Origin of the sequence: Hahella chejuensis KCTC 2396 (genome assembly GCF_000012985.1) — a bacterium.
GTDB classification, from domain to species: Bacteria; Pseudomonadota; Gammaproteobacteria; order Pseudomonadales; family Oleiphilaceae; genus Hahella; species Hahella chejuensis.
Genome location: NC_007645.1, coordinates 6,563,381 through 6,587,464, shown reverse-complemented (window position 1 = coordinate 6,587,464; position 24,084 = coordinate 6,563,381). Strand labels below are relative to the sequence as shown.

The window sequence follows — 24,084 nt, the reverse complement described above, 5'->3', positions numbered from 1 at the left end:
ACCTTAACCCACAGGCGTAAGCCGGGAGGAGGGGAGCATGGCGCAAGGGGATTTGACGCGACGCAGGTTGTTGCAGGGGATGGCCGCCGCCGCGCTGATGACGCAGATGCCGACAATCCGGGCGCGCAATCAGGAGGCCGCGCCATTGGCGCGACCGATTCCTTCCACAGGTGAAATGCTGCCAGTCGTCGGGCTGGGCAGTTGGATCACATTCAACGTCGGCAATGATCGCCAGTTGCTGAACGAAAGCGCCGCCGTCATGGATGCGTTTTTACAAGCCGGCGGCGCGATGATTGACTCGTCCCCCATGTATGGCTCGGCTCAAGCCACTATCGGTTATGGTCTGGCGCAATCCCGCTTGGGCGACAAGGCGTTTTCTGCGGATAAAGTCTGGCTGCGGGACGCTGAGGAAGGGCCGCGGCAAATTGCGGACTCTCTCGCTCATTGGCGCAAACCCCGCTTTGATCTGCTGCAGGTGCACAATCTGCTGTCCTGGGAGGCGCATCTGGATACCTTGCAGGCCATGAAGCAGCGCGGTGATCTGCGCTACATCGGCGTCACCACCTCCCATGGACGTCGCCATGACGCCATGGAGCAGGCGATGCGCCAGCGCCCTTTGGATTTTGTTCAGCTCACCTATAACCCGCTTGATCGCGAGGTCGAACAACGTCTGTTGCCTTTGGCGGCGGAGCGGGGCATAGCGGTGATCGTCAACCGGCCGTTTCAGCAGGGCGACCTGACCCGACGCCTGCGACGCGAGCGTCTGCCGGATTGGGCGATGGAGATTGGCGTCGCGTCCTGGGCGCAGTTCATTCTCAAGTTTATTTTGTCCCATCCCGCTGTGACCTGTGTGATTCCCGCCACCACACGGGTGGATCATGTCCGTGAGAATGTCGCCGCGGCGTCGCCGCCTTTCCCGGACGCCAACCAGCGCAAGCGTATGGCCGAGCATGTGCGGAACCTGCTTGCATGAGCGAATGGTGGACCTATAGCCCGGAGCATTTCCTGCTGTTCTCCAATCGGGTGTACTGGCGTTTGTTCGAGATGCACAACCAGGCCTGGTGGCCCTGGCAATGGCTGTTTTTGCTGATAGGCATCGGGTTGCTGGCGCTGATGGCGCGGCCGCGTCCCTGGAGCGGCAAGGCTGTCGGCGTCACTCTGGCGGCGCTGTGGTTGTTCGTCGCCTGGGCGTTTCTATGGCGCCGTTACGCGGTCATCAACTGGGCGGTGGAATACGTCGCCTACGGGTTTGCGGCGCAGGCTGTATTGCTGTGTTGGCTGGGCGTCATCAAAGATCGGTTGAGGTTTGCGCCTCTCGCGAGTAGACGCTTTTGGCTGGGAGCAAGTTTGTTTCTCTACGCCTTGTTAGGGCATCCATTGACGACGCTTTTCTTTGACAGGCCGCTCGCCGCCGCGGAAGTGTTTGGGATGGCTCCAGACCCGTTGGCGATAGGGAGCATGGGAATTGTGACCGCGATGTCAGGCGGCGTCGCCCGCTGGCTGCTCCCGGCTCCCGGCTGTTGGTGTGTGGCCAGTTGGTTGACCCTGGACACCATGGCGGAGCCTTGCGCCTGGATTCCGATGCTGGCGTTGTTCTGGGCGCTGGCGGCCTGCTGGTTGGGACGGAAAGAGAGCCCTGTCCCTTTCTAAGCGTCCCGCAACAGGCTGGCGGGCTTGATTTGCAGGCGTCGCATCAAATAGCGCGCGCCTAAATTCAGCGTAATGGCGCTGACGCCGAACGCGGTGACGGCGCCCAGCCAGATGAGGTCTTCGGAGGGCAGTTTCAGACGCAGATGCAACAGCGGCAGAGCGATGGCGGAGCCGAGCGCCACGGCGAACAGGGACGTAATCACCGCCAACAGGGCGTACTCCATATGCAGACCGCGTTTGATCACTGACATTCTGGCGCCGAGGGAATGCAGCACCGTGGCGTCGTATACCTGGCGGGCGCGTCCGGCGGCCATGACGCTGGTCAGCACCAGCAGACTGGCGGCCAGGCTCACGCCAGCGACCACCGCCAATCCGACCCCCGCTTTGGCGAGCAGATCCCGCGCTGTGCTCAGCAGGACGGCGGTGCGCACAGTGATGACATTGGGAGCGATCCGGGCGATCTGGTTTTGCGCTGACAGCGCGTCGGCGTCGCTCATATAGGCGGCCCCCACATAGCGATGAATGAACGGCTCCAAGGCGCCGTCCGCGAGGATGCCTTCAAACCAGAAACGGGTTTGCAGGCCTTTTTGACTGTAAATAGCGGCGACTTCCGCCTCCAGTTCACGGCCTTCGATCTGAAAACGGACGACGTCGCCCAGTTGCAGCCCGAGCTGACGCGCCTCCCGATCCTCCATCGCCAGGTTGGGCAGCCCCGCTTCGCTCAATGGCGCATCGTCCGGCCACCAGGCGCCTGCCACTACATTGACGTTGTCGATGTTGTCAACGGAGTAGCTGAGCTTGTATTCATCCTGCTGGGTGTCGCGCAGACGCTCCAGATCTTCGCTGAAGCGTTCGCTCAACGGGCGGCCGTTGATGTTGAGAATGCGTGAGCGCACCAGCGGGGCCATATCGAGACGGGCCTCGTGAGGGCCTTGTACGGCGGCGACCACCTCGTCGTACTGATAGGGGAACACGTCATACAGCACCAGGGCCGGAGACTCCTCCGGAATCGTCCCGTGAATCGCCCGCACCAGGGCGGCCGTCACCAGGGTGGAAGCCACCAGCAGGGTTAGCGCGGAGCCCAGAGACAGCAGAGATGTGCGCAACGGCGCATTGGGGCGGTGCAGGTTGGCCATCGCCAGGCGCAGGGTGAAGCGTCCGCTGAGGATCGGATGCTGATCCAATGCTATGGCGGCGCGTCTCAGTAAGCGGACCAGCAGATCCAGCAACAACAGCAACAGCCCCGCCACGGAAACGAACCCGGCGCCAAAGAGAGGATCGGGCAGCGCCGTCAGCACCAGCGCGATAATCGCTGCGGCGCATAGCAGCGTTGCGGCTCGCCAGACGGGGGCGGGCGTGCTGACAACGGCGTCGTTCCCCCGAAACAGAGAAGCGGGGGAGGCGGCGAGCGCGCGCCCAATGGCGGGCAGGGCGAAGGCGTAAGCAGTCAGCAGGCCGAAGACGATGGCGGCGAGGCTGGGCGTCGCCATCGCGCTGGCTGAAGGGGTGATGGAAACCTCCGCAGCGGCTACTTGCGCGCCAAGCAGCGCCATCGCGCTTCCCAGGACGGCGCCCACAACGCTGGCGCCGCCGGCCATGATGCCGGTTTGCAACAGGTAGAGCGCGGCGAGCCTGCCATTGCGCAAGCCCAGCGCGCGCAGGGTGGCGATGGTTTTCAGTTTGCCCTGCAGATAGGCCTGGATGCTGTTGAAGACACCCAGCCCGCCGATAAATAACGTGCTGAAGCCAATGATCAGCAGACCTGAGGCGATTTGATCCAGACGTTCGGAGATGCGCCGGCTGCGGTCCTCAAAGGTGCGCACTTCCCAGGGCTGACCGGGAAACGCCTGGTAGAATTGCTCGCGCCAGACGATGGGAGGCGTGTCGGTGCGGACTCGATATTCATAATCGATGCGACTGCCGGGTTGAATCAGACCGGACGCCAGCAATGCGTCCTCCGCCAATAAGACGGGCGCGCCGCGCCAATTGGCGTTCAGGTTGCGATCCGGTTGTTGCAGCGTGAGTGCGCGCACGACCAAGGTTAATGATCCCACTTTGATCTTGTCGCCGATGTTGAGTTTCAGCTTGCCCGCGAGACCAGGGTCGATCGCCGCGCCCCAATGTCCGTCCTTGAAGGCCGTCGCCTGCGCCAACTCCGACACGGGGTCCAGAGTGAGTTTGCCGTAAAGGGGATAGTTGGCGTCGGCGCTTTGCAGCTCTACACGTAGAAAAGCGCCGTCCGGCCCGCCCAGCATGGTGTCCAATTCCGTCACCAGGGAGATATCGCCCCGCGCCCGCATCCAGTCCAGGGTCTCCTGCGGCAGCGGCGCATTGCTGTCCACTTCCAGATCGCCGCCCAGCAGCATGCGGGTATCCGCCAGCAAGGCGGCGCTGATCATGCGGTAGAGTCCGCCAGAGGCGGCCACCAGCGTCACCCCCAGCAGCAGACACGCGCAGAACACCCACAATGAGCGGCCGCTGGCGCGCAGGTCGCGCCAGGCCAGTTCAAGCAGGAAGTGCATGAGGCTCCTCCACCAGCTTGCCCTCATGCAGACGCAACACCCGGCTGCAGCGTTTGGCGATGGCTTCGTCGTGGGTCACCATCAGCAGAGTGGCGCCGGCTTCGCGATTGAGATCGAACAGAATATCGCTGACTTTTTCGCCGGTGCGAAGATCAAGATTACCGGTGGGTTCGTCCGCCAGCACCAGTTTGGGCGCGTGCACCAGGGCGCGGGCGATGGCGACCCGTTGCTGTTCGCCGCCGGACAATTGCGACGGGTAATGATTTTCCCGTTGCGCCAGGCCGACCTTCGCCAGCATCTCGCGCGCCCGCTCGCGGGATTGCGAGTGTCCGGCGATATCCAGGGGCAGCGCCACGTTGGCGAGGGCGGTAAGGCTGGGAACCAGATGAAAAGACTGGAAAATAATACCGAGTTTGTCGCGCCGCATATCCGCCAGACCGTCTGCGTTCAGCGTCGACAAGACCGCTCCGTCCAGGCGGATTTCGCCCCTTTCGGGTTGCTCCAGACCCGCCAGCAGGATCAACAGGGTTGTCTTCCCTGAGCCGGATGGCCCTATAATGGCCACTGTTTCACCATCGGCGATGGCGAGGTCCACGCCGGATAGTACGTTCACGCGACTGCTCTCCAGCGCGTAGGACATGGTCAGATCGTTTAGTTCAATCATCGGTTCACCGGTCAGAAGCCCCTTAGCGGTAATCACTGACTGACGGGAGCGCGGGCATCGAATAAAAAGCCAAGTCGACAACTGCGCCCTTTAACTATGCAGCCATGTTAGTAAAAATAGACCTTACACCTCTAGAGACCAAAAAGTTCCTTCTACATACGAGAAACCATTATGGAAATAATTAAGACCCTGGGCGAGTTCATCATCGATCGGCAGAAAGACTACCCGGACGCCAGCGGCGAGCTGACCTCGCTGTTTTCCTCCATCCGTCTGGCGGCGAAGATTCTGCACCGTGAAATCAACAAAGCGGGTCTGGCCGATATCACCGGCGCCGCGGGCGACGAAAACGTGCAGGGCGAGCAGCAGCAGAAACTGGACGTGTACGCCAACGAGCGCTTCAAGAATGCGCTGGCGCAACGCGGCGTGGTATGCGGCATCGCGTCTGAGGAAGAAGAACAGTTTGTCCGCTTTGAAGAAACCAAGAACCTGGGCGGCAAATACGTGGTGCTGATCGATCCGCTGGACGGCTCCTCCAACATCGACGTCAACGTTTCCGTGGGCACCATCTTCTCGGTATACCGCCGAGTGTCTCCGGAAGGGGAGCATGTGACGGAAGAGGATTTCCTGCAGCCCGGCCACAAGCAGATCGCCGCCGGCTATATCATCTACGGTTCCTCCACCATGTTGGTGTACACCACCGGCAATGGCGTTAACGGTTTCACCTACGATCCGACTATCGGCGTATTCTGTCTCTCGCACCCGAATCTGCGCATTCCGGAAGACGGCACCATTTATTCCATTAACGAAGGCAATTACATTCACTTCCCGGAAGGAGTGAAGAAGTACATCAAATTCTGTCAGGAAGAAGACGACGCCACGCAGCGCCCTTACACTTCGCGTTATATCGGCTCTCTGGTGTCCGACTTCCATCGCAACCTGATCAAGGGCGGTATTTATCTGTATCCGACCTCCAGCCGCTATCCTGAAGGTAAGTTGCGTCTGCTGTACGAATGCAACCCCATGGCGTTCCTGATCGAACAGGCTGGCGGCAAGGCCATCGCCAATCCGGGCCAGCGCATTCTGGATATCGAACCGACAAAACTGCATCAGCGTTGCCCGCTGTTCGTCGGCTCGCCGAAGATGGTGGACAAACTGGAGCAGTTCATTAGCGAACTGGGCTGATTACGGCCTCCGCCTCCTTCAAAACGGTCCTTTGCGGGCCGTTTTCTTTTGTGCAGCCCTATAGATACAGACTGGCGTACCGCTGCGGCGCGACTAAAGCCTTGAGCATATCCATGAATACGGTCTTCAGGTAAGAAGAAAGCATCCCGTCACCGTGATCGACGGCGTCAAGGGCGCGGGCGTAGACGATCAACTCCTGTTGCACTGCGTCGTCCAGGGCGGCGACCTTTTCGTACAGTTTATCCGCTAGGTAATAAAGCCAGATATTCTCGACGCTGTCGTCGTTAACGGCATCAAGTTGTGACGCGTCGACCTTCTTCGCCCAGGTTTTCGCTTTCGCGGTCAGCCATTTCAACAGGTTTTCAAACGCTTGCTGGGCGTCTTTGGAGAGGTCTGCGTAGTGGCGTTTCTCTTTCTCCCTGGCCACTTCCAGGAAAGAAGGCTTGAGGGGCCCGGCGGCGCCTGATGTTTGCAATAACGCGACGATCGCCTGATGGCCCCGTTCTGACGCTTCTGATAACGCTGTGGCGCCCCCGGCGTCCTGTAGCCCGGAGTTTGCGCCATGGGCGAGCAACACTTCCACGATGCGGATATGGCCTTTGAAGCACGCCGCCATCAACGGCGTGCGCCCGTTGCTTTCCTGATGGTCAGCCTCTGCGCCGTGCGCCAGCAGTAGCGTAGCCACTTCCTCGTTACCGGAATGAGACGCCAGCATGAGCGGCGTCCAACCGTCACTTCTGCTGTGATTGGCTTTGGCTCCGTGTTGTAACAGTTGCTTCGCCAAATCCGGCAGGCCATAAGCGGCGGCTTTCATCAGGGGAGTGGTTCCATCGTCCATGGCGAGATCGACGTCGGCCCCTGTCTCCAATAAACGTTCGAAAATATCCGAGCGCCGCCACTCCACCGCCATGGCTAGCGCCGTGGCGCCGTTCTTACCCTGGATATTTATATCGGCGCCTTGGGCCTGTAGAAACGTGAGCATTGCTGCATCCCCGTTGCCGGCGGCGATAATCAACGGCGTATTGCGTTCTGTTGCTGCGAATGGGCTGCGCGTATCCACGTCGAGCCCGGGATTGTCTTGCAGAAGTTGCTTCAAGCCGTCCAGGTCTTCCATGACCGCAGCTGTTATCAATGCTTTATTCAGATCCACTGATGACCTCGCCTTATCCGCCTGTTGGCGTCATCAAAGCGGAATCTCGCGCACTGCGCAACCCAGTCGCAGAAACTATTTGTATTCCCCTTTGCGTGACTCCTGCAGATAACGCTCGTAACGACCGTCCTCGATTACTTTCTTCAAGCCCCGGTTAAAGGCGTCAAGCAGGTGCTGAGCATTGGGCGTTTTTTTACTGATGAGAACAGAGTATTTGCGTGGCTCCAGCGTTTGGGGATGAGGAACCAGTTTGTCCGCAAAGCCGAAACGGGCAATGCTTTCTATGCCGACTTCAGTGTCCTCCAGCACGATGTCCAGACGTCCGGCGGCGAGCTTCTTGTAGTTTCCCTCTTCGTTACCGATGCGGTCGATTTTGACCACGCCCTGTTTTTCCTGCTCTTCAATCCCATAGGCGTAGCCGATAATGCCGCCGACTTTATACTTGGCCAGATCTTCCGGCGCACTCCAGTCGATGGGGTTGTCTTTGTTGTAAAACAAAGATGTGCCCAGCGTCGCCACTGTATCGGAGTAATGGAAATCCTTGGCGCGTTCGTCGTTATAACCCCAGATCAGCGTCCCCTCGAATTTGCCTTCTTTGGCGTCCTCATAACCACGCTTCCAGGGGAGAAATACATAATCCACCTCGATGCCTTCCTCTGCAAATGCATCCTTGACGATCCGGGACATGAATCCGTGATGCTTCAAATTCTCAGACAGATAAGGCGCCCATTCACCGTTCGCCAGGGTAATCTTCTCCGCCTGAGCAAAGGAAGTGATTAGACACAAAACAACACTGACAATTAACGCTTTCATATCATTCTTGCCTAATTCAACGTGCAGTTAGGAAACAAGGAAGCCGGAACGGCCGCCAACCTTCAGCGCCTTAAACTTGGCGTTATTAGGAAAGTATAGCTATTAACCAAGAAGGCGAGCGCAAGCTTCTCTGGTGCTGTGCAAATATGGCTGCCGTGTGGTGAGAATCGATCAATGCCGAGTCATAAATACGCTTGTACCCATGATTCGCGCCTGCCTTTCCATAAACAAATTAGTTCGCAAAGTGTGAAGGGATACCTGGGCGAAAAACGCCATCCTCGTACAAGCATAGGGAATAACGCGTATCTCTCTATGCGATAAAAATAACACTTACAAACTTAACAAGGATCTATGGAATGTCAGTTCACAGAATAAATGGAATACCCGAATTTTTCGCATATATGAATACCTGGGCGGGTGCGGATGGCTGGTATGTGGTTGGCGGCTGCGCAGCGTGGATGCATATCGCCAGAGCGCCCAGAAATATGTCTGAAGGGGCTGAAGAGTACAGATCTATCTTTCCTAACGACATTGAAGTGGTAGTGGCGCCAGCGGCCAGGGAGAGAATTCTCAAGTCTTTGGAAGGTAGGGAACTCGTCGTCGCTGTTGGCAGTTTCGGCGATCTGGCTGTTGACCTGATCGGCGGCGCGGACGGGATGGTCGCGGAAAAAGTGAAGGATTGCGTGCATATCGCAGGGGGAAATGTACTCAATATCGATGACATCATTAGAGCATATGAAGGGTCGGGCAACCCCGCCAAACTGGCCAAGCGCAAAAAACGCATCGCTATGCTGAAATGCATCAAGAACCATCTTGAACTGAATCAAGACAATATTGATAGCCAGAAGCCAGCCAAAACCTTGTTTGAAGAAATGTTTGCGAGGACGAAAGGGTAACCTTTCAACGTTCGCAGTTCTTTTTATGGAGCCCATGCGAGAGCTGGCTCCATTCTTCTTTATTGAACAAAACCATATAGATATGCTTGGGACATACAGGCAGTGTAAGGGCTTTGCTATGCGATAAGAGAGATAAAATGGCGCGCCCGAGAGGATTCGAACCTCTGACCTTTGCCTCCGGAGGGCAACGCTCTATCCAGCTGAGCTACGGGCGCTTTAGGGCAGGTTGTGATGTGGAGCCCATTCGAGACTCAACAAAACAGGGTGCATATGATAGGTAGATTGTCGTTTTCTGTCTATGTCTGAATCGCGTTTGGCTCGATTTTTCTTGGTTTCTCTTCTCTTATTCCGGTTCACGCTGAAGATTCTGGCCGTACGTTGATATGGCCGTTGGGTCTGGTTATGGATGTCCCCCTTCTTTTATTTATGTGTATCTATGCACCACTTTGATAGTTTGCAGGCGCTTTAGTGACGCGAATGAGGGCGTCAGCAAGGACGTCTGCGGCTTGCCAGTTTGATGCTTCTTAACCTGAATCAGTAGGTTAAGGCATGGCATATTTTATGCTGAACAATTATGGAAGCTTGGCATTGATGCTGTTGGCCGATGCGCTGAGGGATGGGTGCTTTTTACTGAGACTAAAACACTACCGTAATAGTGGGAGTGGACAATGCAATCAGGTCTGGTTAGTACTTGGCAAGACGCAACCGCCTCTTTTACCTTTGCCGATAGCTCCGGCGTGTCTTTCCTTGCAGTTTTGGCGTTAGGAACGATGGCTTACGCAATGGCGCGCGCCGCCTCCGCACGGCGAGCGCAGAAAAAAGTCTATGTAAAACGCCGGGACGATTGAAGCGATCAGGCAGGGCGAGCTTGTTTTCCCCTGCCTTTTTTGGCCTGCGCCAGTCAACCATCGCGTTGACGTACGCCCAGCAAAAGGAGTTTAGGGATGGTTGATTTTCAGATGACCCACGCCGCCGCGAATTTAGGTTTGCAGGTGGTCGCAGTGGCGCTGGAGGATGTGAATAACAAGGACTATACACCTTATTTACATGCCCTTAGGAAGGTAAAGTTGGCGCAAGCGGTGGCGGCGTATCAGGGTTGTGATTTGGATTCAGACCCCCATATTGGCGGCTACCGACGACTAAAGGCGTCGATGGCGCGATCCTGGAAACGCTTCCCGGTTTCAGTTGAAAATCTGATCGGAACCCTGCGGCGTAATGGCGATATTCCGTTAATCAGTCCTGTGGTGGATATCTATAACCTGATGTCTTTAGAGCGAAGAATTTCCATTGGCGCTCATGATATCGACAGGTTGGAAGGCGATGTGCGCCTGGATATCACCCGGGGCGTGGAGAGGTTCGCGCCGCTGGGCGCAGAAGAGCTGGCGCGTGCGCCGGCGGGGGAGTTTGCTTATCTGGACGACGCCGACCGGGTGTTGTGCAGGATGGATTGCCGTCAATCCAGGGAGACTTGTCTACAGCCGTCAAGTCGCAGGATTTTGTTGATCGTTCAGGGACATGCCGATATGGCGGCGGAGAGCGTGCGCGCCGCCGCCAACAGTTGTATCGACCTTATCCTGACCTACTGCGGCGGTGACTGTACGCAACGGTTCGAATGTCTGCATGAATGAGGTTTATGGGGTATTTCCATGGCGGAAATATATTCCTTTTGGCGCAGTGCAACGGCCCGATATCCACTTTACAATCGACTTATATTCATTGCAGTCCATATTTACAGACACATACTGGAGTAACGCATTCATGGATCTTAGCTGTTTCAAAGCCTATGACATCAGAGGCCGCGTGCCTGACCAGCTGAATAACGATATCGCGGAACGGATTGGCCGCGCCTATGTTGAGGTGACCGGAGCTAAGAAAGTAGTGGTTGGCTATGACATCCGCCTGTCCAGTCCGGCTATGGCCGAAGCCTTAAGCAAAGGCCTGATGGCGGCCGGCGCCGATGTTTACGACATCGGTTTATGCGGCACAGAGCAGGTGTATTTCGCGACTTTCTATCACAAAATGGACGGCGGCATCATGGTGACCGCCAGCCACAACCCCCAGGATTACAACGGCATGAAGCTGGTTGGCGTGGATTCCCGCCCGATTAGTTCCGATACCGGCCTGTTGGATATCAAAGGCAAAGTGCCGGGCGAGTTCAAAGACGCCGAAAAGCCAGGCTCCTATCACAAGCTGGACACTCTGGAAGCCTATATTCAGCACCTGCTGACTTACGTTGACGCCTCTGCATTGAAGCCGATGAAAGTCGTGGTCAACGCCGGTAACGGCGGCGCGGGTCTGGTTATCGATGAGCTGGAAAAACACCTGCCGTTCACCTTCGTCAAAGTACATCACGAGCCGGACGGACACTTCCCGCATGGGGTGCCTAACCCTCTTTTGATGGAAAACCGCGACAGCACTCGTTCTGCGTTGCTGGAATCTGGCGCTGACTTCGGCGTGGCTTGGGACGGCGACTATGACCGCTGTTTCCTGTTCGACGAAACCGGACGCTTCATTGAAGGTTACTACATCGTAGGTTTGCTGGCGGAGCAGTTGCTGAGCAAGCACCCTGGCGCGGGCATCATTCACGATCCGCGTCTGGTCTGGAACACCATCGACGTGGTTGAAGCGGCAGGCGGCAAAGCCATCCAGAGCAAAACCGGACATGCCTTCATCAAGCAGCGTATGCGTGATGAAGACGCGGTATATGGCGGCGAAATGAGCGCGCATCACTACTTCCGTGACTTCGCCTACTGCGACTCAGGCATGATCCCCTGGTTGATGGTGGCGGACCTGATCAGCGCTACCGGCAAGTCGCTGTCCAGTTTGATTGACGACCGCATGAAAAAGTATCCCGCCAGCGGTGAAATCAACCGTACCCTGGAAGATGCGGGCAAAGTGCTGAAAGCCATCGAGGAAGAATACGCGCCCAAGGCGAAATCCGTGAATTTCGTGGATGGCCTGAGTGTGGAATTCGACGACTGGCGCTTTAACCTGCGTATGTCCAACACCGAGCCTTTGGTGCGCTTGAACGTTGAGTCTCGTGGGGATCAGGCGTTGATGGAGGCCAAGACGGCGGAACTGCTGGAAAAGATCGACAGCATCTGATTCGGCTGAGCTATCGATAAAGAATGAGATACAAAAAAGGCCGGCGTTCTTCGGAGCGCCGGCCTTTTATTTTATGCGTTGAATGAATCAGGGTGCGCGTTTCCAGGAAATATCCACGAGCTTGCCGGCTTCAAACTGCAGGATGAACAGAGTTTTGTTTGGCTGCCGATAAATCCAGCGCTCGATTTTAAACTCTCGGGTTTTATCATCCGTCAGGCCGTAGCCGATCAGACTGATATGCTCCGGCGGGCCGCATTTGGCCTGAACTTCGTAATCCAGATCTGATTCTGAGACCAGATCCTTGCCGCATCGCAGCGCCCAGCTGGAAGCTGACACAGAACAGAGTAAAAGTGCTAGGGTGAGGCGCTTAACGCCTGATGAGAGGACCATGCTTGAGCCACCGCCATAAACCAGATGATATATAAGGAGACTATCAGCAGATATATGAACACTCGCTGAACAGGTTTCCCGCCTGATGATTGTCCATCTGTCTGGCTGACGCTCTCCACCCAGCGGATATAAAGATTGCCGCAAAAACCTGAGATTACCAGAAAGCTGGAAATAATAGGTATTAGCCAAAGTCGGGGGGAAACCACTTCGCCTTGCTTCGCCATCTGGGCGAACAGGTACATGGAGCCGATCAGGAAGGCGAGGGCGACGAACTCCGTAATGATGAGGTGGCGTCTATAAGGTGCGAGGCGCATCGGCGTTACCATGACGTTGCTGGATTGGAATGTGCGCTGGGAAAAATAAGCGCGGCCCCTCCGCTTTTGGCGTCGGGGTAGGCTCGAGCCTTGTGAGCGCGAACAAGTGCGCTCGGTTAAGCGCGTCGGGCATTATAGCGAGGCGGTAGAGGCGAATCCACTTTTCATCCCGAGTTGTGGAAGCTTATCGAGAAAGCGCTTGGGATGGTCATTTGTGGGGGTTCTAAAGCTTTCGCCCGGGAACTGTCATGGATCAAAAATGCGCGCCGCAGGTCCTTTGATAACCCGGAGCCTCTGCTTTATTTCTGCGGCGATGCCGTTATAATGCGCCATTAATAATTTTAAGCTGCTGATGAGGATGGGTCGTGAAGACAACCGTGAAAGCGATTACCGCAATGTTGGCGATGGTGTTTGCGGGCACTGTGTGGTCATTAACTCCAGCTGAAGAGAAGATTGCAGAACGCATTAAGCCTGTGGGCGAAGTGTGCGTGGAAGGTCAGGAGTGTAAAGCCGCTCAGGCTGCTGTAGCCGCCGCTGCGCCGTCCGGCCCCCGTGAACCGGCTGATATATATGCCAGTAAATGTTTCGCCTGTCACGACACTGGCGTCGCCAACGCGCCGAAAAAAGGCGATGCGGCTGCTTGGGGTCCACGTATCGAACAAGGCATGGAAACGCTGGTGACCCATGCGATCAATGGCATCAGAGGCATGCCGCCGCGCGGCACCTGTGGCGATTGTTCCGATGATGAAATTAAAGCCACGGTTGAGTTTATTGTTGAGCAGAGCCAGTAAGCTTACCCACCGTAGCAAAAGAAACCGCCGTAGGGCGGTTTTTTTTCGCCTGTCATTTGCCCCTTCCTGATATACACATCCCTTGTTATTCCGCATCCATGGAGGGAATCCTGTAACGTCAATGGTTTACCTCTTTGTTTTAGGTCGGGTTAAAGTTTTTGAATGTAAAATGAATGCAAAACGTATTCAAAAAGGATTTTTTGTGTAAATATGATCTTTCGATAGCAATTCAGGTCTCCCTGAACCAACAAGAGGTGCAAACCCAATGAAAATAAGAAGACTCTGTTTATCCTTTCTGCTTTCGTTATCCGCATCCACTGGCTTCGCCGCCACTAAGTGGGATATGCCTACCCCCTATGCGGACGGGACTCATCACACGCAGAACATTCGCGAATTCGCGACGGATATTGATAAAGCCACCGGCGGCGATCTGAAAATCGTGGTGCACTCCGGCGCTTCTCTGTTCAAACACCCTGAGATATTCCGCGCCGTGCGCACCGGCCAGGCTCCCATTGGCGAGGTCTTCATGGGGCTGCTGGGCAATGACGATCCCATCTATAAAGTCGATAACATTCCATTTCTGGTGACCAGTTTCGACGGCGCCAAAAAACTCTATGACGCGAGTCGCCCACACATTGAAAAGAAACTGGAGAAACAAGGGCTTAAGCTGCTCTTCAGCGTGCCTTGGCCGCCCCAGGGCATTTACACCAAGGAAAAACTGGCCGCTATTGATGACCTTAAAGGTCTGAAGATGCGCGCATACAGTCCGTCAACTTCGCGCCTGTCCGTACTGTTAGGCGCAACGCCCACTACTGTGCAGACTCCGGAAATTCCGCAGGCGTTCAGCACCGGCATCATCGACGCTATGGTGACCTCACCTACGACAGGCGTTTCCAGTCAGGCCTGGGACTTTTCCCGTTATTACATGGATAGTCGCGCCTGGATTCCCAAGAACATGGTGTTTGTGAATCTGCGCTCCTTCAAACGTTTGAGCAAGGAACAACAGGATGCGGTGCTGCAAGCAGCCAAAGAGGCGGAAGAGCGCGGCTGGAAAATGGCGGAGCAGGAAACCACTGAGAAAACCGCTGACCTGGCCAAGCACGGCATGAATGTGACTGAGCCCACGCAGGCGTTTATCAGCGAGTTCAGCAAAGTCGGCCAGACCATGGCGAAGGAATGGCAGGACGAAGTCGGCCCTGAAGGCGTTGAAATTGTGAAAGGACTCAACGGCGGCTAATTCCCTTTCCGTCCGCCCTTCAGGCGGGCTCACGAGAGTCCGCCTCACAAATAAAAACAATACCCATAACACGCTGTGGGAAGATGAAAATGCTGAGACTTACGCTTGATCGCCTATACAAGGCGGGCCTTGTCCTGGCGTCCGTGAGCATGGTGCTGATCTGTCTGTTGATGACGATGCAGATAGTGGGACGCTGGTTTGGTCTGATTGTTCCTTCCGTTGAAGATTTCGTCGGTTACTTTCTGGCCTCGGCCACCTTTTTCGCCCTGGCGTACAGCTTTCGCCATAACAGCCATATTCGCGTGACCTTTCTTACCCGTCAGGTAAAAGGCGTTGCGCAGCGCTATGTGGAGCTGTTCAACCTGACGGCGCTGCTGATTCTGGTTGGTTTTATTACCTACGCGGTCGGTGGCTTTGTTCTGGAAACATACGAATTCGAAGATGTCAGCACGGGCTATATTGCAGTGCCTTTGTGGATGCCTCAAAGCGTCATGCTGGCGGGACTGGCTTTATTTTTTATCGCCGTGCTGGACGATTGGGTCGCAGCGCTGCTTAAACGCAAACCCAGCTACGTGACGGCGCAGGAAGCCGGCGAAGCGGCGGTGGAGTAAGCGTTTATGGATACTTTGCAATTAACGATGTTGCTGATGGGGGTGTTGTTCACCTTCCTGGCGTTTGGTTTCTGGGTGGGATCAACGCTGTTCACCGTGGCCTTTGTCGCCATGCTGCTCAATGACAATGCGCAGATCGGGGCCATTATGGCGAACACGACCTGGGGCGCTTCCTCCAACTGGACGCTGTCCGCATTGCCGCTGTTTGTTTGGATGGGAGAGATTTTGTTTCGCACCCGCCTGTCGGAAGACCTGTTCGAAGGGCTTTCTCCCTGGCTACAGCGTCTGCCAGGCGGACTGCTACACGTGAATATTCTGGGCTGCGGCATATTCGCCGCTGTCTCCGGGTCCTCCGCGGCGACCACCGCCACAGTCGGCAAAATGAGCCTGCCGGAGCTGAAAAAGCGCGGCTATGACGAAACCATGGCGATTGGGACCTTGGCTGGCTCCGGTACTCTGGGATTACTAATTCCACCTTCGATAATTCTGATCGTGTACGGCGTCGCCGCGGAAGTGTCCATTGACCGTCTGTTCATGGCGGGAGCGATCCCTGGACTGATGTTGATCTGCCTGTTTATGGGATACACGGTGATCTGGTCCCTGCTAAACCGACATAAGGTTCCAGCAGCGGAAGGCAAAACGGATATGAAAACCAAACTCACTGCGTTGAGGCGTCTCCTGCCTGTGACGTTGCTGATCGGTTTTGTCATCGGCTCCATATACGCTGGCGTCGCCACCGCTACGGAAGCCGCCACTCTTGGCGTTATCGGAGCGCTGGCGTTAACCGCCCTGACCGGGTCGCTGAGCTGGGATATGTTTAAGCGCAGCCTGATCGGAGCGGTCTGCACCTCCTGCATGATCACTTTTATTCTCGCCGGCGCTTCATTTCTCACTGTCGCCATGGCGTTTACGGGCATTCCCCGGGAGTTGGCTGAATTCATTGGCGCCATGCAACTGTCTCCGGCATTGCTGATCGTGGCGCTGACCCTGTTCTTTGTTCTACTCGGCTGTTTCCTCGATGGCATTTCCGTGGTGGTGCTGACCACATCGGTCATCCTGCCATTGGCGGAAAAGGCCGGATTCGATTTGGTCTGGTTCGGCATCTATCTGGTGCTGGTGGTGGAAATGTCGCAGATCACGCCGCCGGTCGGTTTCAATCTGTTTGTTATCCAATCCCTGACCGGCAGGGATATTTTCAGGGTGGCCCGCTATGCGACGCCGTTCTTCCTGATTCTGGTGGCGGCGGTGGCGCTGCTCAGTACGTATCCGGAAATTGCGTTGTGGCTGCCGCAGACTTTGAGCAATCGCGGCTGAGCGGGTTAAGAGATTTTTTGAGGTGACAGACATAATGACAACACAAAAGACAAACATGGCGGGTGCGGGCAAATGGCGTTTCTGGGTGGACCGGGGCGGAACGTTTACAGACATCGTGGCGCGTAATCCTGCAGGAGAATTGATCACCCATAAGCTGCTTTCCGAGAACCCTGCGCAATATCCTGACGCGGTGCTGGAAGGCGTGCGCGTACTCATGGGCGTTCCCCGAGGCGCGCAGGTGCCGGAGCAGGATATCGAAGAAATCAAAATGGGCACCACCGTCGCCACCAATGCATTGCTGGAGCACAAAGGCGAGCCGGCGCTGCTGGTGGTGAGCAAAGGCTTCGCCGATGTTCTGCGCATCGGTTATCAAACGCGTCCGGACCTGTTCGCTCTGGATATTCGTTTGCCGGACATGATCTACGCCGAAGTAGCGGAAGTGAATGAACGCATCAATGCCCAAGGCGAAGTGTTGACGCCTCTCGACGTGGCGGGCGCCGAAAAGTCGTTGCGCGCGGCCTATGAGCGCGGCCTGCGTTCCTGCGCCATCGTGTTTATGCACAGTTACGCTTTCTGCGAGCATGAAAGCAAAGTCGCGCAACTGGCGCGGGATATTGGTTATACCCAGGTGTCGGTGAGCAGTGAATTAAGCCCGCTGATGAAAATCGTCAGTCGGGGCGACACCACGGTGGTGGATGCATACCTGTCGCCGATCCTTAAGCGTTATGTCAACCAGGTATCAGGGCAGCTGGGCTCCATGGCCAGCGAACCGGGACGGCTGATGTTCATGCAGTCCAATGGCGGACTGACCGACGCCCGCGTATTCAATGGTAAAGACGCCATACTGTCCGGCCCCGCCGGGGGCGTGGTGGGCATGGTGAAAACCGCCGAAGCGGCGGGTTTCGAGCAGCTGATCGGCTTCGACATGGGCGGCACCTCCACGGATGTGTGCCATTATCGCGGCGAATATGAACGCAGTTTCGAAACGGAAGTGGCCGGGTTCCGCCTGCAAACGCCGATGATGTCGATTCATACGGTGGCGGCGGGCGGCGGCTCGGTGCTTAAGTTTGACGGCTCACGTTATCGCGTAGGGCCGGAGTCCGCCGGCGCTTATCCGGGGCCGGCCTGTTATCGCAATGGCGGACCGCTGACGGTGACCGACTGCAACGTCATGCTGGGCAAACTGCAGGCGGATTATTTCCCGAAAGTGTTTGGTCCCGAAGCGAATCAGTCCCTGGACGCAGAGTGCGTGCGGGAAAAATTTGCGGCGCTGGCCCAGCAGATTCAGGATCAGACCGGCGATACGCGTACGCCGGAGCAAGTGGCCGAAGGTTTCCTGGCGATTGCGGTGGATAACATGGCCCACGCTATCAAGCATATCTCCACTCAGCGCGGCTACGATGTGCAGGACTACACCCTCTGTTGCTTTGGCGGCGCTGGCGGCCAGCATGCCTGTCTGGTAGCGGACGCTTTGGGAATGAAACGGGTATTCCTACACCCCTACGCCGGCGTGTTATCCGCCTTCGGCATGGGGCTGGCGGATGTGCGGGAAATGGCGGAAACCACAGTAGAAAAGCCCTTGTCGGAAGCATTGATTGCGGAGCTGACGCCGCTGGTCGAGCGCATGAGCCAGGACGCCGCCGCCAAACTGACGGAGCAACGGGTTCCGGCGGCGCGTATTGAATCCTCCGCGCGACTGCATATTAAGTATCAAGGTTCCGACACCTCTATTCTGGTGGCGCTGGACGCAGTGGATGCGGTGCGTCAGGCTTTTTCTATCGAGCATGAAAAGCGCTTCGGATTTGTCGTCGCCGATAAAACGCTCATGGTGGAAGCAGTGCAAGTGGAAGTCTCCGGGCGCGGTGACGCACAGGTGGCGGCGACCGCGCCTTGTCAGGGGGGCAAGCTGACCCCGGATAAACTGCTGCCGCTGACTACCGGCGGCGAGCAGTATCAGGCTCCTTTTTACGTGCGTGAAAATATTCCCCAGGGACGCGCCATTGACGGCCCCGCTGTGATCGTGGAGAAAATCGGCGCGATCGTGGTGGAGCCAGGCTGGCGTGCGCAGCTGACGGATCGCAATGACGTGGTGCTGGAGCGCGTCGCCGCGCGTCCGCAGCGCCATTCGATAGGCACTGACGCCGACCCGGTGATGCTGGAGATCTTCAATAACCTGTACATGTTCATCGCAGAACAAATGGGGCTGGTGCTGCAAAACACGGCGGTGTCGGTAAACATCAAAGAGCGACTGGATTTCTCCTGTGCGATTTTTGACGCAGAGGGCGAGCTGGTGGCCAATGCGCCGCACATGCCGGTGCATCTGGGTTCTATGAGCCACAGCATCAAGACAGTGATGGCGCGCAATGCCGGAACCATGCGTCCCGGTGATGTATTCATGCTCAACGATCCCTATAACGGCGGCACTCACTTGCCGGATATCACGGTGATTAAGCCTGTGTTCGACAGCGCTGGGGAAAATATCTGTTTCTACGTAGCGTCACGGGGACATCATGCGGATGTGGGCGGCGTGGCTCCGGGCTCCATGCCGTCGGATTCCAGTCATATAGATGAAGAAGGCATTCTGCTGGATAACGTCAAACTGGTGGATGCAGGCGTATTCCAGGAGAAGATGACTCGGGAGCTGTTCCTGTCCGGTCCTCATCCGGCGCGCAATATCGAGTTCACCATCGCGGACCTGCGCGCCCAGGTGGCGGCGTGCGAGGCGGGGGTGCAGGCGCTGCAGAAAGTGGTGTCCCAGTATGGCCTGGAAGTGGTGCAGGCTTACATGAAGCATGTGCAGGAAAATGCGGAAGAGTGCGTGCGTCGGGTCATCGATGTGCTGTCCGATGGCGAATTTGAATACGCCATGGATGACGACCATAAGGTGCAAGTGAAAATCCAGGTGGATCGCGACCAGCGCACGGCGACGGTGGATTTCACCGGCTCCAGCCCACAGCACCCGCGTAATTACAATGCGCCGCTGGCGGTGGTGCATGCGGCGGTATTGTATGTATTCCGCTGTCTGGTCAATGATCAGATTCCCCTCAACGGCGGCTGTCTGCGGCCATTGCAGATTATTGTCCCGGAAGGCTCCATGCTGAATCCTTGTTATCCCGCGGCAGTGGTGGCGGGCAATGTAGAGGTCTCCCAGCTGGTGGTGGATGCGCTGTTCGGCGCCTTGGGCGTGAAAGGCGCTGCCCAGGGCACGATGAACAACCTGACCTGGGGCGACAATGAGTTCCAGTATTACGAAACCATCTGCGGCGGTGACGGCGCTACGGCCAATGCCGACGGCGCTGGGCCGGTGCATACGCACATGACCAATTCGCGCCTGACCGATCCGGAAGTGCTGGAATGGCGTTTCCCGGTATTGCTGGAGGAGTTCAAGGTGCGGCGCGGTTCCGGCGGCGGCGGGCGGCATTGCGGCGGCGACGGCGTATGTCGCAGTCTGCGATTCCTCAAGCCTATGCAGGTCAGCATTCTGTCCAACCGGCGGGAAGTGGCGCCCTATGGCGCATCCGGCGGCGAACCTGGACAAGTGGGCGTAAACCGGGTGATTCGCCGTGACGGCGGCGTTCAGTCTCTGGGCGCTCAGGTTAGCCTGCAATTGGAAGCGGGGGACCGCCTGCAAATCGAAACCCCCGGAGGCGGCGGTTTCGGCGAGTCGCAAAAGGACTAGACAACGCCTGACGGAGCGGCTTTCGGCGGCAGGATTAGACATTGCCCGGCGCCGAAAGTATGCTCTGGCCCACATTGGCGAGACCAAGAAGGAAACAACACACACCATGACAAAATCAAGAATCGTCTCCTCCAGCCACCTGCTCAATGAGCGCAGCGTTGAGCTCAGCGAGTTTGAGTACGCATTGATAATGGCTGAAAACACATTCCAGCGCTGGTTGGTGCACTGCATGTCCGCGGCGGGCAATAAAGAGCTCAGCACCATCGATATACTGGTGCTGCATAACGTGTATCACCGCGAGCGGCCCAAGCGCATTGCCGATATCTGCTTCATCCTGCACATCGACGACACCCATACGGTGTCATACTCCCTGCGCAAGCTGGCGAAAATGGGACTGGTGACCAGTGAAAAAGTCGGTAAGGAAACCTTTTACTCCGCCACGGAAAGCGGCGCGGAGCTTTGTCTCAAGTACCGGGAAGTGCGCAATGACTGTCTGGTGGATACGCTGCTCACCACCGGCATCAGCAATGAAGAAATCGGCGAAGTGGCGCGGGTGTTGCGCACCCTGACCGGCGTCTACGATCAGGCCGCCAGGGCGGCTGCTTCGCTATAACGCCAGAGGTGAATAGCGAACTGCGACAAAGCGGTCGTTTTCAGCGTGTTTATTTGGGTATGATGCCGGACTGGCAGTGTCAATCGGAGAAGGATGATTCAGATGAAGTGCGTCGCCATCAGCGATACCCATGGCATGTATGACAAGATTGATATTCCCGACGGAGATGTGTTGATTCACGCCGGGGATATATTCGGGCAGGGAAAATTAAAGGAAGTGGAGGCGTTCAATGCGTTTCTGGGCGCTTTGCCCCATCGGGTGAAAATCATTATCGCCGGCAACCATGACTGGTGTTTCGCGCGGGAAGAAGAAGCCTGTCGCATGCTGCTGACCAATGCGGTGTATCTGCAGGACGAGGCGGTCACCATTGATGGCGTCAAGTTTTACGGCTCTCCCTGGCAACCCTTTTTCCATAATTGGGCGTTTAATCTGCAGCGGGGGCGGGAGCTGAAAGCCAAGTGGGATCTGATAGACGAGGATACCGATGTGTTGATTACCCACGGCCCGGCATTCGGCGTCCACGATCAGACCGTTGGCGGCCTGAGGGTAGGGTGTGAGGAACTGACCCAGGCCATTGCGCGTATTCGCCCACGCTTCCACGTATGCGGACACATTCATGAAAGCTATGGCGTTCTTGAAAAAGACGGTTGCACCTATATCAACGCCAGCATCGCCAACCACCGTTTCCGACCGGAGAATGCGGCGGTAGTGTTTGAGGTTTAATCCCCAAGGTCCCGCAATAGCGCATCCAGGGTAGCGCGGCCGCGCGCCTGATTGCGCTCTTCGTTGCGCTGTCCCAGGCCTTCCCACACCAGGTCTTCCTGCGGCATTTCGTCGAGGAAGCGGCTGGGAATGGTCTCGATTTTCTCGCCGAACTGCTTGCGTTCGGAGCAGAAGGTCAGGCACAAACTGCGTTGCGCACGGGTGATGCCCACGTACATCAGGCGACGCTCTTCCTCGATCTGGTTGGTCTCGATACTGTTGCGGTGAGGCAGAATGTCCTCTTCCAGACCCATGATAAATACATGGGGAAATTCCAGACCTTTGGACGCATGCAGTGTCAGCAAATGGACTTTATCCTCGTCCTCTTCTTCCTTCTGCTGATCCATGATATCCCGCAACAGCAGTTTGCCGATGGCGTCTTTGAGGGTCATCTGCTCGTCCGCCGCGGCGTCGTACTCCAGCATGCGCGCCACCTGGTCCAGCAATATCCATACGTTGGCCATGCGCCGCTCCGCCTGTTGCGGCGAGGTGCTGTTCTGCAGCAGCCACTCTTCATAATCTATGCGCGTGAATAGCTGCTTCAGTACAGGAACCGCGTCGTGTTCCTCTTCGCACTTCTGGCCAGTGTGCAGGATGATCTCCGAAAATTCCCGCAGATGATCCAGTGTTTTGCCGGTCAGCACGCTTTCCAATCCAAACTCGGAGATGGCGGAAAACAGACTGATTTTGCGTGACTCCGCATAGGAAGACAGCTTCTCCAGAGTCACCGGCCCAATTTCCCGTCGCGGTACGTTGACCACCCGCAGGAAGGCGGCGTCGTCATCCGGGTTGGCCAGCAGGCGCAGGTAGGACATGGCGTCCTTGATTTCGTTGCGGGAGAAAAAGGACGTGCCGCCGCTGATGCGATAGGGAATCTGGTACGCCTGCAGTTTGAGCTCCAGCAGACGGGATTGATGATTACCCCGATACAGCACGGAGAAATCTTTGTACTGGGCCCGCTTTTTCAGGCGTGTATCGATGATTTCCGAAGCAATGCGCTCCGCTTCCGCCTCTTCATTGCGTACGCGGATAATGCGAATTTCATCCCCCATGCCCAGCTGGCTCCACAACGCCTTTTCATAAACGTGGGGGTTATTGGCGATCAGCGTATTGGCCGCTTTCAGGATACGGGCGGTGGAGCGGTAGTTCTGCTCCAGTTTGACCAGCTTCAGGGTCGGGAAGTCTTTTTGCAGACGCACCAGATTTTCCGGCCGGGCGCCGCGCCATGCGTAGATGGACTGGTCGTCGTCGCCCACCACGGTGAAGGCCTGACGCCCCGCCACGAGTTGCTGCACCAGCTCGTATTGGCTGAGGTTGGTGTCCTGATATTCGTCCACCAGCAGATAACGGATGCGCAGGCGCCACGCGGCCAATATTTCCGGATGATTGCGGAACAGCATCACCGGCATAAGGATCAGATCGTCGAAATCCACCGCATTGTAGGCGCGCAGATAGTGGTCGTAGCGCTCATACAGGCGCGCCGCGGTCAGATCCTCGGCGGTAATCGCCTGCTTGATCGCCTGCGCCGGCGTCAGCATGTCGTTTTTCCAATTGGAGAAGTGCGCCTGTAGTTGGTCGACGTCTTCCTCCGCTTCATCGAACTCTTTGAACAGCAGGTCTTTGATGATGGCTTTGCAGTCCTGCTGATCAAAAATGGAAAAGCCGGGTTTGAGTCCCACGGCTTTATGCTCCAGGCGAATGATATTCATTCCCAGGTTGTGAAAGGTCGAGACCGTCAGACCTCTGGCGGCAGGTCCAGATACCAACGCGCTGACCCGCTCTTTCATCTCACGGGCGGCTTTATTGGTGAACGTCACCGCGGCGATATGCTTGGCCTTGAGGCCGCATTCTTCGATCAGATAGGCGATTTTTCGCGTAATAACGCTGGTCTTGCCGCTGCCGGCGCCGGCGAGCACCAGTAGAGGGCCGTCGATGTATTTAACGGCTTCACGTTGACGGGGATTGAGTTGCGACACGGTTTGCTCATGGCTGGGAAAAAACTGGGCGGCATTTTATCAGACATTCGCAGCCTGGTTGATAACGAATGCTTATAACGGGGAAGCGCGCCCGCACAATATTAACCAGGCAGACAAATAGCTTCCTTCTATTTGTCTGCAACGACAGGGCCTGCACAGGTCAGGCCCTGTCTCCCGCGGCTAGCCGCCGCGCAGGCGCACCCATGCGCCTGATGATTAACATGCCAATATCATTGCCATGTTAATAATTTCCGAGGCGGACAGGAAAAAAAAACGAAAATGGTCTAAATGTTAAGTGTTGTCACTAAAATTCTAACATTCTATATAAGCTGCAATAACGTCATGGCTAAATTACCGTAAAAGTTGGCGCTAGTTGCAAATGTTAACCGCCGCCGTGAATAAGTTCTGTCATCAC

Annotated in this window: 21 protein-coding genes and 1 tRNA gene; 14 read left to right on the top strand and 8 right to left on the bottom strand. The window is 56.5% G+C overall.

Translation table 11 applies throughout. From position 1 onward, the window contains the following. The first annotated feature begins 37 nt into the window (after positions 1 to 37). Both HCH_RS29115 and HCH_RS29110 read left to right on the top strand, forming a co-directional pair. On the top strand, positions 38 to 973 hold the full coding sequence (locus HCH_RS29115; protein WP_011400147.1) for an aldo/keto reductase: 936 nt from the start codon (positions 38 to 40) through the stop codon (positions 971 to 973). Continuing rightward, positions 970 to 1,650: a DUF6064 family protein gene (locus tag HCH_RS29110; RefSeq protein WP_011400146.1), complete on the top strand. Its 681-nt coding sequence runs from the start codon at positions 970 to 972 to the stop codon at positions 1,648 to 1,650. Before HCH_RS29115 ends, HCH_RS29110 begins: the two co-directional genes overlap by 4 nt. Here HCH_RS29110 and HCH_RS29105 read toward each other — a convergent pair. Then, on the bottom strand, positions 1,647 to 4,172 hold the full coding sequence (locus HCH_RS29105; protein ID WP_041599008.1) for an ABC transporter permease: 2,526 nt from the start codon (positions 4,170 to 4,172) through the stop codon (positions 1,647 to 1,649). The two genes, HCH_RS29110 and HCH_RS29105, sit on opposite strands and share 4 nt — an antisense overlap. Continuing rightward, the gene (locus tag HCH_RS29100; RefSeq protein ID WP_011400144.1) at positions 4,156 to 4,836 is read right to left on the bottom strand and encodes an ABC transporter ATP-binding protein; all 681 of its coding nucleotides are present in this window, start codon (positions 4,834 to 4,836) and stop codon (positions 4,156 to 4,158) included. The genes HCH_RS29105 and HCH_RS29100 overlap by 17 nt, the downstream gene beginning before the upstream one ends. Before the next feature lie 171 nt (positions 4,837 to 5,007). Between HCH_RS29100 and fbp the strand changes: the two genes are divergently transcribed. Continuing rightward, entirely contained in the window at positions 5,008 to 6,018 is a 1,011-nt protein-coding gene (gene fbp / locus HCH_RS29095) for a class 1 fructose-bisphosphatase (protein ID WP_011400143.1), read from the top strand. A 58-nt stretch (positions 6,019 to 6,076) separates the two neighbouring features. Here the strand turns inward: fbp and HCH_RS32795 are convergent, their stop codons facing one another. Together HCH_RS32795 and HCH_RS29085 are read right to left on the bottom strand one after the other, a co-directional pair. After that, complete coding sequence (locus HCH_RS32795; RefSeq protein WP_011400142.1) at positions 6,077 to 7,168, bottom strand: ankyrin repeat domain-containing protein; 1,092 nt, start codon at positions 7,166 to 7,168, stop codon at positions 6,077 to 6,079. A 75-nt stretch (positions 7,169 to 7,243) separates the two neighbouring features. Beyond that, positions 7,244 to 7,981: a substrate-binding periplasmic protein gene (locus HCH_RS29085; RefSeq protein ID WP_011400141.1), complete on the bottom strand. Its 738-nt coding sequence runs from the start codon at positions 7,979 to 7,981 to the stop codon at positions 7,244 to 7,246. A gap of 401 nt (positions 7,982 to 8,382) precedes the next feature. Between HCH_RS29085 and HCH_RS29080 the strand changes: the two genes are divergently transcribed. Then, complete coding sequence (locus tag HCH_RS29080) at positions 8,383 to 8,877, top strand: hypothetical protein (protein WP_041599007.1); 495 nt, start codon at positions 8,383 to 8,385, stop codon at positions 8,875 to 8,877. Positions 8,878 to 9,015: 138 nt separating this feature from the next. On the opposite strand, the gene HCH_RS29075 is transcribed toward HCH_RS29080, so the two are convergent. Beyond that, positions 9,016 to 9,092 (bottom strand) — tRNA-Arg (locus HCH_RS29075). A gap of 453 nt (positions 9,093 to 9,545) precedes the next feature. Here HCH_RS29075 and HCH_RS34050 point away from each other — a divergent pair. The 3 genes from HCH_RS34050 to HCH_RS29065 all read left to right on the top strand — a co-directional run bounded on the left by HCH_RS34050 (position 9,546) and on the right by HCH_RS29065 (position 11,982). Continuing rightward, a complete protein-coding gene (locus HCH_RS34050; protein WP_011400138.1) occupies positions 9,546 to 9,725 on the top strand; it encodes a hypothetical protein in 180 nt (59 codons plus the stop codon). A gap of 96 nt (positions 9,726 to 9,821) precedes the next feature. Then, the gene (locus HCH_RS32790) at positions 9,822 to 10,505 is read left to right on the top strand and encodes a B3/B4 domain-containing protein (RefSeq protein ID WP_011400137.1); all 684 of its coding nucleotides are present in this window, start codon (positions 9,822 to 9,824) and stop codon (positions 10,503 to 10,505) included. 130 nt (positions 10,506 to 10,635) lie between these two features. Beyond that, on the top strand, positions 10,636 to 11,982 hold the full coding sequence (locus tag HCH_RS29065; RefSeq protein WP_011400136.1) for a phosphomannomutase/phosphoglucomutase: 1,347 nt from the start codon (positions 10,636 to 10,638) through the stop codon (positions 11,980 to 11,982). A gap of 87 nt (positions 11,983 to 12,069) precedes the next feature. Here HCH_RS29065 and HCH_RS29060 read toward each other — a convergent pair whose 3' ends face one another. Both HCH_RS29060 and HCH_RS29055 read right to left on the bottom strand, forming a co-directional pair. Continuing rightward, a complete protein-coding gene (locus HCH_RS29060) occupies positions 12,070 to 12,318 on the bottom strand; it encodes a DUF2845 domain-containing protein (RefSeq protein WP_238384944.1) in 249 nt (82 codons plus the stop codon). A gap of 17 nt (positions 12,319 to 12,335) precedes the next feature. Then, positions 12,336 to 12,686: a hypothetical protein gene (locus HCH_RS29055; protein WP_238384943.1), complete on the bottom strand. Its 351-nt coding sequence runs from the start codon at positions 12,684 to 12,686 to the stop codon at positions 12,336 to 12,338. Between the two features lie 365 nt (positions 12,687 to 13,051). Here HCH_RS29055 and HCH_RS29050 point away from each other — a divergent pair, with 365 nt between their 5' ends. From HCH_RS29050 to HCH_RS29020, 7 genes are all read left to right on the top strand, one after another. Further along, positions 13,052 to 13,477, top strand: coding sequence for a c-type cytochrome (locus HCH_RS29050; protein ID WP_011400133.1), 426 nt, complete (start codon positions 13,052 to 13,054; stop codon positions 13,475 to 13,477). A 265-nt stretch (positions 13,478 to 13,742) separates the two neighbouring features. Further along, positions 13,743 to 14,714 (top strand): TRAP transporter substrate-binding protein, encoded by a 972-nt coding sequence (locus HCH_RS29045; protein ID WP_011400131.1) that lies wholly within the window; start codon positions 13,743 to 13,745, stop codon positions 14,712 to 14,714. Positions 14,715 to 14,803: 89 nt separating this feature from the next. Next, positions 14,804 to 15,325, top strand: a complete 522-nt coding sequence (locus HCH_RS29040) for a TRAP transporter small permease (protein ID WP_011400130.1) — start codon at positions 14,804 to 14,806, stop codon at positions 15,323 to 15,325. Between the two features lie 6 nt (positions 15,326 to 15,331). Then, complete coding sequence (locus HCH_RS29035; protein WP_011400129.1) at positions 15,332 to 16,639, top strand: TRAP transporter large permease; 1,308 nt, start codon at positions 15,332 to 15,334, stop codon at positions 16,637 to 16,639. A gap of 34 nt (positions 16,640 to 16,673) precedes the next feature. Next, positions 16,674 to 20,318 (top strand): hydantoinase B/oxoprolinase family protein, encoded by a 3,645-nt coding sequence (locus HCH_RS29030; RefSeq protein ID WP_011400128.1) that lies wholly within the window; start codon positions 16,674 to 16,676, stop codon positions 20,316 to 20,318. Between the two features lie 106 nt (positions 20,319 to 20,424). Continuing rightward, positions 20,425 to 20,931, top strand: a complete 507-nt coding sequence (locus tag HCH_RS29025; RefSeq protein ID WP_011400127.1) for a winged helix DNA-binding protein — start codon at positions 20,425 to 20,427, stop codon at positions 20,929 to 20,931. A 93-nt stretch (positions 20,932 to 21,024) separates the two neighbouring features. Continuing rightward, positions 21,025 to 21,654, top strand: coding sequence for a metallophosphatase domain-containing protein (locus tag HCH_RS29020; RefSeq protein WP_202945280.1), 630 nt, complete (start codon positions 21,025 to 21,027; stop codon positions 21,652 to 21,654). Here the strand turns inward: HCH_RS29020 and rep are convergent. Then, positions 21,651 to 23,669, bottom strand: coding sequence for a DNA helicase Rep (rep, locus tag HCH_RS29015; protein ID WP_011400124.1), 2,019 nt, complete (start codon positions 23,667 to 23,669; stop codon positions 21,651 to 21,653). The genes HCH_RS29020 and rep overlap by 4 nt on opposite strands. Positions 23,670 to 24,084: the final 415 nt, after the last annotated feature.

Excerpts from the sequence above, each read along its gene's own strand:
- HCH_RS29085 (WP_011400141.1), bottom strand. The coding sequence starts at position 7,981 with ATGAAAGCGTTAATTGTCAGTGTTGTTTTGTGTCTAATCACTTCCTTT.
- HCH_RS29105 (WP_041599008.1), bottom strand. The coding sequence starts at position 4,172 with ATGCACTTCCTGCTTGAACTGGCCTGGCGCGACCTGCGCGCCAGCGGC.
- HCH_RS29035 (WP_011400129.1), top strand. The coding sequence starts at position 15,332 with ATGGATACTTTGCAATTAACGATGTTGCTGATGGGGGTGTTGTTCACC.
- HCH_RS29020 (WP_202945280.1), top strand. The coding sequence starts at position 21,025 with ATGATTCAGATGAAGTGCGTCGCCATCAGCGATACCCATGGCATGTAT.
- HCH_RS29040 (WP_011400130.1), top strand. The coding sequence starts at position 14,804 with ATGCTGAGACTTACGCTTGATCGCCTATACAAGGCGGGCCTTGTCCTG.
- HCH_RS29045 (WP_011400131.1), top strand. The coding sequence starts at position 13,743 with ATGAAAATAAGAAGACTCTGTTTATCCTTTCTGCTTTCGTTATCCGCA.
- HCH_RS29025 (WP_011400127.1), top strand. The coding sequence starts at position 20,425 with ATGACAAAATCAAGAATCGTCTCCTCCAGCCACCTGCTCAATGAGCGC.
- HCH_RS29030 (WP_011400128.1), top strand. The coding sequence starts at position 16,674 with ATGACAACACAAAAGACAAACATGGCGGGTGCGGGCAAATGGCGTTTC.
- HCH_RS29065 (WP_011400136.1), top strand. The coding sequence starts at position 10,636 with ATGGATCTTAGCTGTTTCAAAGCCTATGACATCAGAGGCCGCGTGCCT.
- HCH_RS29100 (WP_011400144.1), bottom strand. The coding sequence starts at position 4,836 with ATGATTGAACTAAACGATCTGACCATGTCCTACGCGCTGGAGAGCAGT.
- HCH_RS32790 (WP_011400137.1), top strand. The coding sequence starts at position 9,822 with ATGGTTGATTTTCAGATGACCCACGCCGCCGCGAATTTAGGTTTGCAG.
- HCH_RS34050 (WP_011400138.1), top strand. The coding sequence starts at position 9,546 with ATGCAATCAGGTCTGGTTAGTACTTGGCAAGACGCAACCGCCTCTTTT.
- HCH_RS29110 (WP_011400146.1), top strand. The coding sequence starts at position 970 with ATGAGCGAATGGTGGACCTATAGCCCGGAGCATTTCCTGCTGTTCTCC.
- HCH_RS29115 (WP_011400147.1), top strand. The coding sequence starts at position 38 with ATGGCGCAAGGGGATTTGACGCGACGCAGGTTGTTGCAGGGGATGGCC.
- HCH_RS29080 (WP_041599007.1), top strand. The coding sequence starts at position 8,383 with ATGAATACCTGGGCGGGTGCGGATGGCTGGTATGTGGTTGGCGGCTGC.
- fbp (WP_011400143.1), top strand. The coding sequence starts at position 5,008 with ATGGAAATAATTAAGACCCTGGGCGAGTTCATCATCGATCGGCAGAAA.
- HCH_RS29055 (WP_238384943.1), bottom strand. The coding sequence starts at position 12,686 with ATGCGCCTCGCACCTTATAGACGCCACCTCATCATTACGGAGTTCGTC.